Raw genomic sequence first — 12,438 nt, 5'->3', positions numbered from 1 at the left:
ATACAATGGAAAAAAATATAAATAGTAATCTCCTTTCGGGGGCCAAGGGGGTGGTTCTGGTAATCGATAATTATGACAGTTTTACCTACAACCTGGTGCATTTAATTAATGAAGTTGGCTACGAAGCTGAAGTTTGGAGAAATGATAAATTCGATTTGGCTGATGTAGAGAAATATGATAAAATATTGCTTTCACCAGGTCCGGGCATTCCGGAAGAAGCGGGTTTATTGCTGGATGTAATCAGAACCTACGCGCCGACAAAAAGTATTTTTGGGGTGTGTTTAGGGCAACAGGCCATTGCAGAAGCATTTGGTGGCACATTGTACAACTTAGGCAGGCCAATGCACGGTATTGCTACGCCGGTTACGGTTGTAGATGGTGATGAGCCTTTGTTCTGGGAATGTCCGCAAACCATTAACGTTGGACGTTACCATAGCTGGGTAGTGAGTCAGGATAATTTTCCTTCCTGTTTAAAAATTACAGCCAGGGATCATAAGAATGAAATTATGGCGTTAAGACATGAAACGCTGGATGTGCGTGGTGTACAGTTTCACCCTGAAAGTGTGCTTACAGAACATGGCAAACAAATGATGGAGAATTGGTTAACCGCTTCGTTCTAGCACTTCTTTCACCTGGTCTTCGTGCTGAATTTGCATCAGGGTCTCAATTGATTGAAATGATAAAATTTTAGATGAGGTATATCAACCTTTTTTAAAATTTTGTCACGATGAGCCTGTCGAAATGCCGCGCAAGAAGTTAATAAAGCTTCTTCAATAAGCCCAGGATGAAAATTACATATTTGATGATGCCCCTCTTAACAGATTGATAGATGAACATACTAGATAAAATCGTAATACGAAAAACAGAAGAAATTGCCGATGCGAAAGCCTTGGTTTCCATAACGGATTTAGAAAATTCGCCCCATTTTAAGCGGAAACCTTATTCTTTTAAAGACTTTTTATTAGCTGAAGATCGGACGGGTATTATTGCCGAATTTAAGCGCCGATCTCCTTCAAAAGGTTTAATCAATGGCGTGGCCGATGTTGGAGAAGTAACGCAGGCATATAATGCTGCCGGGGCATCTGCACTATCGGTATTAACAGATGTAGATTTTTTTGGTGGTAAAACCGATGATATTCTGGCTGCACGCGCTGCAAACAATATTCCGATTTTAAGAAAGGACTTCATGATCGATGAATACCAGATCCTGGAAGCTAAAGCCTGGGGTGCCGATATTATTCTGTTAATTGCTTCGATATTAACACCGCAACAGATCAATGATTTCGGAAAGTTTGCGCATAATCTTGGTTTAAATGTGCTTTTAGAAGTGCATAACCTCGAAGAGCTGGAAAGAAGTATTTCGCCTCATTTAGATGCTATTGGGGTAAACAACCGGAACCTGGCTGATTTTACAGTCGATATCCAGACTTCGTTCGATTTAGTAAATAAAATTCCGGATAAATTTTTAAAGATTTCGGAAAGCGCCATTAGTGATCCGCAGACCATAAAAGAATTGAAAGCGGCAGGGTTTAACGGATTTTTAATTGGCGAAAATTTTATGAAAACCGATAATCCCGGAGCTTCTATCAAAGAATTTGTGGCGCAGATTTAGCCTTTTATAAATCCCGCAGGTTTTAAAAACCTACGGGGTTTGAACAAAAAAGATACACTTTCGCAAATTTTGTATCTTTGTATCAATTACATGGGAAAACAAAAATTTTATGATACTGCCGTAGTGCAGGAAAGGGCAATTTTAGTCGGTGTGGTTACGCCTGGCGAGAAGGAAGCCCAAACAAAAGAATATTTAGACGAGCTGGCCTTTTTGGTAGATACAGCCGGTGGGAAGGTGGAGAAAGTTTTTACGCAAAAAATGCTTAAGCCTGATCGTGCTACCTTTGTGGGAACGGGAAAACTGGAAGAGATAAAAGCGTATGTAAAATCAGAAGAAATTGATACTGTAGTATTTGATGATGAATTATCGCCATCGCAACTGCGGAATATAGACCGTGAACTGGGTGTTAAGGTATTAGACCGGAGTAATTTAATTCTTGATATTTTTGCGAACAGGGCTCAAACTGCTCAGGCCAAAACTCAGGTAGAACTGGCCCAGTTACAGTATGTTTTACCACGCTTAACAGGGATGTGGACGCACTTAGAACGCCAGAAAGGTGGTATCGGGATGCGCGGTCCGGGGGAAACCCAGATTGAAAGTGATAGGCGGATCATTTTAAATAAAATCTCTTTGTTAAAAGAGCGTTTAAGAAATATCGACAGGCAGAATGAAACACAGCGTAAAAACCGTGGTCAGCTGATTCGGGTAGCTTTGGTAGGCTATACCAACGTGGGTAAATCAACCATCATGAATATGTTGTCGAAATCGGAAGTATTCGCAGAAAATAAACTGTTTGCTACTTTGGATACCACTGTACGCAAAGTAGTAATCGAGAATTTACCATTCCTGCTTTCTGATACCGTTGGGTTTATCCGCAAATTACCTCACCATTTGGTAGAGTGCTTTAAATCTACTTTGGATGAAGTTAGGGAAGCAGATTTGCTGATTCATGTGGTAGACGTTTCGCATCCAAATTTCGAAGATCAGATCAATACCGTTAATGAAACCTTAAAAGATATTGGTGCAATTGATAAGGATATGATCCTGGTGTTTAATAAAATTGATGCTTACGTTTCGCCGGAAGTAGAAGGAGACGATGACGACGGTAAATTAACACTGGAAGAATTTAAAAACAGCTGGATGAGTCATGGCAAAGTACCAGTCCTGTTTATTTCAGCCACTCAGAAAGAGAATATAGAAGAATTTAAAACGTTGTTATACGATAAAATCAGGGCTGCACATGTAGCAAGGTATCCGTATGATAGCAATTTGCTTTATTAGATTAATTCCGTTATTGCGGTACGGAAAATAAACCTCGCAGGTTTTTAAAACCTACGAGGTTTCGATTGCAATTACGATAGATAGATACATTATGGAAAGTAAACGTCAGCAGAAATTTGCAGGAGTATTACAAGAGGAGTTGGCACAGGTTTTTCAGCGTGAAGGTGCTGCATTTTTGCCTAATACATTGGTAACCATTACCCGGGTAAGGGTTTCGCCAGATTTGGCAGTGGCTAAAGTTTACCTCAGCTTTTTAAATACCAATAATACAACACTTTCAATCAATACGGTGAATTCGCATGCCGGAGAAATCAGGTATAAACTGGGAAGCAGAATCCGCCACCAGGTAAGGGTGGTGCCAGAACTTACTTTCTTTGTGGATGATACCAACGAGTATGTAGAACGCATGGATCATCTTTTTGATAAGATTGCAAAAGAGCCGAGGCAAAAAGACGAGGACAGCGAATAATTTTTGTGAGGAAACTAAGGGAACCCGTTAATTTCTTCACCCACTTTATACCGGCTTTGGTAGCAATCCCGGCTGGATACTTTTTGCTCCAAAAATGCAATACACCAATTGAATATACCGCTGCGTGGATTTACAGCATCGGAACTTTTATTCTTTTTGGTGTTAGTGCCATGTATCATGGTTATCCGGCTACCGATTACGGGATACGTTTTTGGCAAAAGTTTGACCATTGCTGCATTTACCTCATGATTGCCGGCTCTTACAGTCCTACAGCCTTAATGGTTTTTGATGGCTGGCTAAGTTGGGGCTTGTTTGCTGTTGTATGGATTATTGCCATTGCCGGCTGTCTGCTCAAAATTTTTAACCGTTTAAAAAGTACAGCCATATCGTTATCCATCTATATCTTAATGGGCTGCTTAATCGTTCCTTTGCTTCAGAAAATGTTGGGGACTTTGCCCTTAGGGGCGATTTTTTGGCTGCTTTTGGGCGGTATCTTTTATATAGGCGGTACTTATTATTATGCAAAAGATAAGCAATTATCCAGGTGGATGCACAGCCACGAACTTTGGCATCTATTTGTAATTGGTGGTGCATTATCGCATTACATTTATAATTTCGTGTATATCTTTAAATAATTACAGATGCGAACTTTCGGTCAGGTTATTCAATCAAATGCTGCATTGATCCAAAAAATTGTTGATTTCGATTTAAAAAACGATCGGCTTTTGCCTCTTGATTTTACCGCATCCAATACGGAATTAACAGATGAGGTTTTGAACGATACCAATATGTTTTCTGATTGGGTAAATGAAAAGCTGTTTAAAAATGATGCGCGATACGGAATTGGTGGATACAATGAGCACCGTAGCATTTATTCGCGAAGCGCACATTTTGATACGGAAGAAGAACCTCGAAGGTTGCATTTAGGGGTAGATATCTGGGGGATGGCAGGAACACCAGTTTACAATTTTTACGATGCAACCGTTCATAGCTTTGCCAATAACAACAACTTTGGCGATTACGGTGCAACCATCATTCTGACTTATAATATTGCAGGGTACAAATTTAATGCACTTTACGGGCACCTGAATTTAGCTTCTTTAAGTAATCTAAGCGAAGGAATGCCAATAAAAGCAGGTGCAAGATTTGCCGAATTCGGTAATAAGGATGAAAACGGTTGCTGGCCGCCACACCTTCATTTTCAGCTTATCGAAGATCTGCACGGATTAGAAGGCGACTATCCGGGTGTATGTAAGTTTAGTGAGCGCAAAAAATATCTAACCAATTGCCCTGATCCGGAGTTTATTTTGAGAACAACTTTTTCTTAGTTTTTAACCACAGAGAAAATAGAGGGGAAGGCACGGAAACCACATAGAGAGAATTGTTGCGATGACGTGCTGCGGGGAACGTCATTATAAGAAGGCTTTTCGGCCGCTAAGCAATCTTACAACAATCGCTACTTGAATGCGCTTTAAGATTACCCGCCTGTGTGGGAATGACGACCTTACCTTTAAATTAAAACGCTCATTTTCTCTGTGAAAAACTCGGTGTCTCTCTGTGGTAAAATGCTTTCAGCTTTTTTTAGTAAATTAGTACAATGAAAAAACTGTTCACCATCTGCTTGTTTTTCTCTTGCTCGCTGGCCATAGCCCAGGTTCAGTTTAAATCCGGTAAAAATGGTTTTACAAACTTCTTAACGCAAAATACCGTCTATCCACAGTTCTCTAAAGATAATTGTATCCAGGGCACAGTGAATATCAGTTTTAAGCTTAATGCACAGGGGAAAGTTTATTTTTCGAAAGTGAGTAAAGGCATATTATCTGACTTAGACCAAGAAGCGCTGCGCTTAATTAGAATGAGCAGCGGTAAGTGGCAGGTTCCGGCGGGTTATGATACAACCGTTTCGATCGTGGCTCCGGTTAATTTTAAACTGCAAGGCTACAATTGCGAAGGGAAATCAAATGAAGCGGTTCAAGAAGCCGTTCGCAATTATCAGGCTGAAGAGGCACTCACCAATTCAGTGATTAATTTCTATAAGAACATTGATCAGGCCAAACCCGGACAAGAAGTTCAGATTATAGCAATCAAAAATCAGCTGGGTATAGATGATGAATATCTCGAAGACCGCATTCAAATGGGCTTAAAAAAGATAAAACAGGGCGATAAACAAGGCGCCTGTGAAGATTTCCTTTTTGTGAAATACATGGGAAGCAAAAAAGCAGATGATTATTTAGCAAAGTATTGTAAGTAACCATAAGGCAGTCTACTGTAAACATATCTGAGTAGAAAGCGTTGTTATTGTAGCTACTTTTTTACCCTGACACCTTGCCGGAGTCCATTTAAAAGATTTTGCAATCTTTAACATCTGTTCGCCAACTTTACCAACCTCATCCTTTACTACCCGTTCTCTGGAAATACTGCCATCTATGTCTACTAAAAACGATACCATGAATTTGGTTGACGCATGATTTGGAATCGAATCCATTCTTACACCAGACATGGCTCTATAAAGCTTAATTAAGCCTCCTTCATTTGTAGCGGGTTCATCATAGCTGCTGTAAATTGCCTTTCCTGTTAAAAGGTCTTTCTTATGTGTGCAGTCTGTTTGGTTATTGGTAGGGGGAAATGCCTCCTGATCATTAAAATAACCGAAAACTGTGCTGAGAAACATCGAAAACGTTAACATTAATCTGAACATGGAGCAATGAATTTAAATAATGGTTAAACCAAGATAACAAAATTGACTAATTTAGCGAACAATGAAAAACGCAACCCGGTTTTTTGCCTTATTGGATCTCATTAGTATCGTTTTGCTGGCCAAACAATTTTGGCAGATTTTAACGCATTTAAATGAAATTCCTGATCAGATCCTTTCACAGGCTAAAGTAATTTTACTATTGCCCTTATTTGTATCATTATTTATTTCGGCAATCGGATTAATCTTATTTAAGAAATTTGGTTTTATTGCCTATTACATTCAATTTCCCTTCCGTTTAATCGTATGGGTATTTTCAATCGGTTTTATCACTTTTTTGCCTGAAATGTTAAGTCTGGGCGAGAGGTGGTTTGATATTTTATTCCGGATCTGTTTTATCGCCGAGTTTTTCAGGTTATATTTTACGATCAAAATTCATCGATCAGTTTTTTAATGCCTCAGGTAAAACCACTGTTATGGCGGCAGGAAGGATTTTTGCTTCGACAGTATTTAACTTTCCAATGTACTCTCCATCTACCTGGAAGTGCGCTTTATGTTTAGAGGAAATTTTTACTTCAGCAGTTTGAAACACCTCTATTTTTTTTGGGTTGAAGGGTAATTTAGTGATCCATATCTTTATAATTTCCAGGTAGGAGTAATCTTTAACTAAAACCACTTCAAAAAGATCATCATCTAATTTTCCGTCAGGATTAATCTTTAACCCGGTTCCGTACATGGTAGCATTGGCAATGGCAACCATAGCTGCTTTAGAAGTAATGGTTTTATCTTTAAGTTTCAACTGTACATCCATTCGCTTATGGTTCCACAAGGCATGCCATGTAGCTTTTGCATAGCCCAACATACCACGTTGTGGCAGGGTATCAAATTTCTTTACCAGGTAGGCATTAAAGCCCAAATCGGATAAGTGGATGCAAATCTCGTCGTTAAGTTTAACCACGTGGATTTTTTGCAGATGGCCTTCATCCAGAATGTCTAAAGCCTGTTCAATATCAGTAGGTATACCCAATTCTTTTGCCATCCCATTAGCCGAACCCGCAGGAACTATGCCGATCGGTGTTTCGGTGTGCAATAAACATTCTGCAACCAATTTTAAGGTTCCATCGCCACCAACGGCTACCACGCGATCTGCTTTTGCACTTTTGATCTTCTCTTTAATCTTTTCTAAAGAGCAGTCTTCCGGTAATTCAAAAAGATCAATTTCTGTATTTTTTGAATCGAAATGGGTAGAAATTACTTTCTTTAAATTGGTATCATGGCTGCCTGAGCCTGGATTGATGACGAATAATAATTTCATGTGTTACCTAATGGTTTAATCAACAAACAACTTTAAATAAACTCTGTTTTAACATAGATGAATAAATCTGTTAGTGTTAAAGTATATCACGGTTATGGCCATGCACACAATCTGGTTGTTTATGGTCATGTTTTTAAACGCAAGGCAAAAACACGGCAGGTTTACAGTAACAATTTGTTTGTGAATATTATCCATCTTTTAAAACTCTTTATCCTGAAACCTTATGCTTTCGTTGAGGTGCGCTTGCAATTTTTGGATCAGACGGTTTACCATAAAACCGAAAGAGATGGTTTTTTTAAGTTTGAATGGGATGCCCGACATGATGTTCCGGCAGGCTGGCACGACGTTAAAGTGGAGGCTGTTGATCTGGATGGATCTGTTTTGAATACCGGAGAAGGCAGGGTATATGTACCACACATTACTCAATACGCTTTTATTTCTGATGTGGATGATACCGTGATGGTTTCTCACTCGGCAACTGTTGGCAGAAGGTTGAGAGAGTTGTTTATCAAGAATCCGCATACCCGTAAAACCTTTTCCGATACAGCCAGTCACTATCAGCAACTCGCCCTTTCACACACGGAGCCAAATCAACCCAACCCTTTTTTTTATGTCAGCAGTAGTGAATGGAACCTTTACGATTATTTGGTGGAGACTTTCAGGTTTAATAAACTGCCTGATGGTGCTTTTCTTTTAAATACAATTAAAAGATGGAAAGATTTAATTAGAACAGGCAAAACTGGTCATGAAGGCAAATTATTACGGGTGATGAGGATTTTGGATACCTTCCCTAATCAAAAGTTTGTGTTCTTTGGCGATAACTCGCAGCAGGACCCGAAAATTTATAGTTCGATAGTAGAAAAATACCCGCAAAACATTGAAGCGGTTTATATTCGAAATATCCGGCCTGAAAAAGAGGTGGAAACCATGGAATTGCTCAAAAAAGTAAAAGACAAAGGAGTGGAAGCTTGTTTATTTAATGATAGTGCGGAAGCGATAGCGCATTCTAAATTAATAGGATTGATTGTATAGATGATATGGTCTCTTCTTAAATTTGTATAGCTTAACTTATTGCCATGCCGAAAATATCATAGGAACAGTTGCCGTCCATTTCGACTGGAGCGCAGTCCCGAACGTTCGGGAGAGAAATCTTTCTATGCTTAAAGTCCAAAGATCTCTCCACTACGGTCGAGATGACGATTTTTGGAAGAAAGAAATCGCTCCAATTATCCCATCTCCTCCCTGCTACCCGGCCTCGCGGATTTTTTAGTAAGGATCGGTCGTCCTTTCGACTGGAGCGAAGCGGAATGGAGAAATCTATAGAAGAACTTTATATTACAGATTTCTCCGCTACGGTCGAAATGATGGATTTATATAGATGATAATATCAGGAAATCGATTTTCCGAAAGGTGTAAAGGCCAGATTCATTAGCTTAAAATGCTGACGACCGAACGGAATGCCCACTATGGTAATGCAAAGCAGGACGCCGAAAAACAAATGCGTTAGGGCAATCCAGAAGCCACCACAGAAAATCCAGATTAAATTCATAATGGTAGATAAGCAGCCGGTATTTGAGGAGGTATCGGTTATTTTAACTCCAAAAGGTGCCAGGCCTACAATGGCAAATTTAAAGCACTGAATGCCAAAAGGAATCCCAATAATGGTAAGGCAAAGGATTAACCCTCCGATAACATATTCGAAGAAAATAAAGATACCGCCAAAAATAATCCAGATAATATTGCCTAAAAAGTTCATGGTGTTTTTTACGTTAAGATTTAATATCGGATATTTTGTTACAGCTCGTTCATATATTCTATTTGGATTCTTTGTAATTTAGAATTACACACAAAGGAAAGACAATATGAAAAAATTGACACTTGCAGCGGCAATAGTCGCAGGCTTTGGCCTATTTAATGCCAAAGCACAAAATGTAAACGGTATGAAATTGACCGACATCCATGTAGATTACATCCAAATTCGCTCAGTGAAAAGCCTCTTAGCCGATAAACAATGGATTGCCCTCGAATACGGACAAAAGATAGGCGATTATAGTGAACTGTACATCAGGGATGATGATGGTAAAAAACTCGAATTTAATTCAGCTATAGATGGCGTGAACAAAATGAAAGCCTATGGTTATGAATTATTTAGTGTTTATGCCGAGCAGATTGATAAGGATAGCAATAGGCCGGTATATGTATTAAAAAGGAAGTAAATGATAAAGAAGTCAAGTTTCATAGCAAAGTCGGTTATTAAACTTGACTTCTTTGTATACTTTATATAAAATCCAGGGTATTAAATTTCTTATTCAGGATGTCAGCATTATTTACATCCAGCCATTTATCTAAAATAGTACCGTAAACCTGTCTGAAATCCAACTGGTGTTTTAAGTCTCCGGTGTCTAAATCACTCAGGTTGGGTGCTGCATTGAAAATCCCCTGTTTCTTCAATCTGCCGCCAAAAACGAACATATTATTTGCTGTTCCATGATCGGTACCGTTGCTGGCATTTTGCTCTACCCTACGGCCAAATTCAGAGAATGTGATCACCAGGGTGTCCTCAAGTTTATTGTTCGATTTTAGATCTTTTAAGAAAGCAGCTATACCCTCGCTATATTGTTTAAGCAGATTACCTTGCTGACCAATCTGGTTCACATGTGTATCAAAACCGCTTAAAGACACATAATACACCCTTGTTTTTAATCCTGAAGAGATAAATTTTGAAACCGTTTTCAATTGATTGGCAAAGCCCGAATTAGGGTAGGTAAATTTAGACTGATAAACTTTGGAAGTATTTTGTATATAACTGGCTGAAGAAGAGGTTTCGATCATGGTTTTATATAAATAACCTAAATTATCTTCATCCAAATGTTCCTTGTCATTCTGCAACATGGCCTTAAAAAACGGATCGTTGGTATTGCGGAACAAAGCTGCAGGATCTTTTAACGCAATCCCTTTTTTAGTCTGACCTTTCATGGCCAAAGAAAGTGAGTCGTCAACTTCTATCGCGGTATAAGGGAATTTGCAGGTTTGGCAATTGCTATCTAAATAGCGGCCAATCCATCCGGTTGATAAAAATTGATTGCTATCACTGCCGGTTTGCCAGATATCCATCGATCTAAAGTGCGAACGGTCGGGATTCGGATAGCCAACATCATTGATAATCGTCATCCAGCCCTGATCGTAAATTTCTTGCAGGGCAGCCATGTTGGGATTTAGCCCCTGCATATCATTCAGTTTAATTATTGATTCGGGTTTAATGGCAATACTATTTCGCTTTTGATAGTAAATATCATTTCCAAAAGGAATAACTGTATTAAGGCCATCATTTCCGCCAGAAAGCTGTACAACAACCAGATTTTTATAGAGGCTTAATTCATCAAGTGCCATAGCCTCAAGCGGTTTCATAAAAGCAGGAACAAATAGCGAACCTGCTGCAACAAACCCTGTATTTCTTAAAAAATTTCTTCTGTTCATCTTGTTAGTGTTTTTGTTCACTTGTTCTGTTTGATGATCTGGCTTTTTAGTGAAACGGCTATCAGCCATCAAACCATCAGCCAACATTTAGTCTAGCACAACTGATATTCCGGCATGCTGGTAATTTCTACTGCTGTACTTCGCAACCCTTTATTATCACTCACCATGGTCTTGATTTTGGAGTTTAATTTGGGTTGCAATAAAAACTCGGTAAGCTCCAACGGCGTTAATCCTTTTGGTAAAGTGCTTAAAAATTTAGGCCAATCTGCATTTGCATTGACGTATGATTTTGGTTTTGCATTGGCATTTGCGTTAGTGGTTGCCGTGCGGCTCAAAGCAATTACAGCTTCATCTTCAGGATCGGCTTTTCCACTAAAATCAATTTCCCCATCATTTAGCACAAGCGAAGGAATCCGCATCCTTAACATTAAAGATGAACTATCAATCCAGCTTTGTCCGCCAGGCCAGCCCGCAACATTGGGTGGGTTAAATAAATATTGGCCCAAACTGCTTTGTAGCTGTATTAAAACCTGAGGTTTGTTATACGTAACATAAAACTCACGGCTTAAACCCACTAAAAACTCGGCTGGCGATTTAATCTTTGTGCCTACATTTTCCGGACTATAAAACCAATCGGAAGTAAACATTTTTTTCATCATCGACGCGATATCGTATTTCGAGTTGTAAAAATGCGTGGCGAGTTCGTTAACGTGTGCCTCATCTGGATGATCATTAACGAAGAATTTATATACTTTCCAGGCAATAAATTTTGCGGTTTCTGGTTTCTCTAGAATAATATCGATAATGTTTTCGCCCTCAAAATTCCCGATTTTGCCGAAAAACGTTTTTGTGCCGTTATCATGCTGGTTCTTCCTGAAAATAAATGAGCCGTCTTTGTCGTACATCCAGCCGGTAAAGGAACGGGCAGATTCTTTAATGTCCTGTTCTGAATAATTTCCCCTTCCTAAGGTAAAAAGCTCCATCAGCTCCCGGGCGAAATTCTCATTTGGCTTACCCTTTTTATTTTGTTGGTTATTTAGGTATTGCAGCATGGCAGGCGACTTAGATACCTCGACTAATAAGGTTTTAAAACTGCCTAAGGCATTTGCCCGTTGGATATTGTTTAATTGTTGTGCAAAAAACGGATTGTTGCTGCGGCAGGCAAAATGTCCATGCCAAAACAGCGTCATCTTTTCCCTCAATGGAGCATCAGTATTGATCATTTTGGTAACGAAAGCAATATTCAGGTCGCGGCTGACTTCATTCTGTTCACGGATAATCTGCTGACGCATTTTCTTTTCGTCTTCTGAAAGATCTTTTTTCGCATATAAACCGGCTTGTACCAAAAGTTGTCGTCTTGATTCAAAATCATTTACTAATTGAATCGGATCGTCTTTTTGGGAATCCTTAAGCAAATTGTCTACTACTTTATCTAGTTTTTTTCTGCTTAATTTTTGTAAGTCAGCATAAGAAATGCCAAAGCCTGCCCGGTTGTAAAGATGTTTTACTTTTAAAAAATTATCTTTCGTGTTCATAATGGACCGTTTTACAATATGACTTGTTTAAAACCCAAGGGTTTAATCTTTGTT

The 12,438-nt window shown here is 39.1% G+C and carries 15 protein-coding genes; 10 read left to right on the top strand and 5 right to left on the bottom strand.

Annotated elements, in window-relative coordinates:
• Positions 1-5: 5 nt before the first annotated feature.
• The 7 genes from DV942_RS11580 (at position 6) to DV942_RS11550 (ending at position 5,613) form a co-directional block, all read left to right on the top strand.
• Complete coding sequence (locus DV942_RS11580; RefSeq protein ID WP_145857643.1) at positions 6-620, top strand: anthranilate synthase component II; 615 nt, start codon at positions 6-8, stop codon at positions 618-620.
• A gap of 209 nt (positions 621-829) precedes the next feature.
• Positions 830-1,612, top strand: a complete 783-nt coding sequence (trpC, locus tag DV942_RS11575) for an indole-3-glycerol phosphate synthase TrpC (protein WP_145857641.1) — start codon at positions 830-832, stop codon at positions 1,610-1,612.
• Between the two features lie 90 nt (positions 1,613-1,702).
• The gene (hflX, locus tag DV942_RS11570; protein ID WP_090984648.1) at positions 1,703-2,893 is read left to right on the top strand and encodes a GTPase HflX; all 1,191 of its coding nucleotides are present in this window, start codon (positions 1,703-1,705) and stop codon (positions 2,891-2,893) included.
• A 91-nt stretch (positions 2,894-2,984) separates the two neighbouring features.
• Entirely contained in the window at positions 2,985-3,362 is a 378-nt protein-coding gene (gene rbfA, locus DV942_RS11565; protein WP_090984644.1) for a 30S ribosome-binding factor RbfA, read from the top strand.
• Between the two features lie 5 nt (positions 3,363-3,367).
• Complete coding sequence (trhA, locus tag DV942_RS11560) at positions 3,368-3,997, top strand: PAQR family membrane homeostasis protein TrhA (protein WP_159435248.1); 630 nt, start codon at positions 3,368-3,370, stop codon at positions 3,995-3,997.
• A gap of 6 nt (positions 3,998-4,003) precedes the next feature.
• Complete coding sequence (locus tag DV942_RS11555) at positions 4,004-4,690, top strand: peptidoglycan DD-metalloendopeptidase family protein (protein ID WP_145857639.1); 687 nt, start codon at positions 4,004-4,006, stop codon at positions 4,688-4,690.
• A 269-nt stretch (positions 4,691-4,959) separates the two neighbouring features.
• Positions 4,960-5,613: a TonB family protein gene (locus DV942_RS11550; protein ID WP_145857637.1), complete on the top strand. Its 654-nt coding sequence runs from the start codon at positions 4,960-4,962 to the stop codon at positions 5,611-5,613.
• 12 nt (positions 5,614-5,625) lie between these two features.
• Here the strand turns inward: DV942_RS11550 and DV942_RS11545 are convergent, their stop codons facing one another.
• A complete protein-coding gene (locus tag DV942_RS11545; protein ID WP_145857635.1) occupies positions 5,626-6,060 on the bottom strand; it encodes an energy transducer TonB in 435 nt (144 codons plus the stop codon).
• Between the two features lie 61 nt (positions 6,061-6,121).
• Between DV942_RS11545 and DV942_RS11540 the strand changes: the two genes are divergently transcribed.
• Positions 6,122-6,511: a hypothetical protein gene (locus DV942_RS11540; RefSeq protein WP_145857633.1), complete on the top strand. Its 390-nt coding sequence runs from the start codon at positions 6,122-6,124 to the stop codon at positions 6,509-6,511.
• Here DV942_RS11540 and DV942_RS11535 read toward each other — a convergent pair.
• Complete coding sequence (locus tag DV942_RS11535; RefSeq protein WP_145857631.1) at positions 6,500-7,372, bottom strand: diacylglycerol/lipid kinase family protein; 873 nt, start codon at positions 7,370-7,372, stop codon at positions 6,500-6,502. The two genes, DV942_RS11540 and DV942_RS11535, sit on opposite strands and share 12 nt — an antisense overlap.
• A 57-nt stretch (positions 7,373-7,429) precedes the next feature.
• Here DV942_RS11535 and DV942_RS11530 point away from each other — a divergent pair, with 57 nt between their 5' ends.
• Positions 7,430-8,404, top strand: a complete 975-nt coding sequence (locus tag DV942_RS11530; RefSeq protein ID WP_145857629.1) for an App1 family protein — start codon at positions 7,430-7,432, stop codon at positions 8,402-8,404.
• 355 nt (positions 8,405-8,759) lie between these two features.
• Here DV942_RS11530 and DV942_RS11525 read toward each other — a convergent pair whose 3' ends face one another.
• Positions 8,760-9,128: a YccF domain-containing protein gene (locus tag DV942_RS11525; RefSeq protein ID WP_090984630.1), complete on the bottom strand. Its 369-nt coding sequence runs from the start codon at positions 9,126-9,128 to the stop codon at positions 8,760-8,762.
• A 106-nt stretch (positions 9,129-9,234) separates the two neighbouring features.
• Between DV942_RS11525 and DV942_RS11520 the strand changes: the two genes are divergently transcribed.
• Entirely contained in the window at positions 9,235-9,588 is a 354-nt protein-coding gene (locus DV942_RS11520) for a hypothetical protein (protein ID WP_145857628.1), read from the top strand.
• A 61-nt stretch (positions 9,589-9,649) separates the two neighbouring features.
• On the opposite strand, the gene DV942_RS11515 is transcribed toward DV942_RS11520, so the two are convergent.
• Both DV942_RS11515 and DV942_RS11510 read right to left on the bottom strand, forming a co-directional pair.
• Entirely contained in the window at positions 9,650-10,849 is a 1,200-nt protein-coding gene (locus tag DV942_RS11515; RefSeq protein ID WP_145857625.1) for a DUF1501 domain-containing protein, read from the bottom strand.
• Between the two features lie 92 nt (positions 10,850-10,941).
• Positions 10,942-12,384: a DUF1800 domain-containing protein gene (locus DV942_RS11510; RefSeq protein WP_145857622.1), complete on the bottom strand. Its 1,443-nt coding sequence runs from the start codon at positions 12,382-12,384 to the stop codon at positions 10,942-10,944.
• Positions 12,385-12,438: the final 54 nt, after the last annotated feature.

Source organism: Pedobacter suwonensis (assembly GCF_007833675.1).
GTDB lineage: Bacteria > Bacteroidota > Bacteroidia > Sphingobacteriales > Sphingobacteriaceae > Pedobacter > Pedobacter suwonensis.
This window is presented reverse-complemented; position numbering and strand designations above follow the sequence as displayed.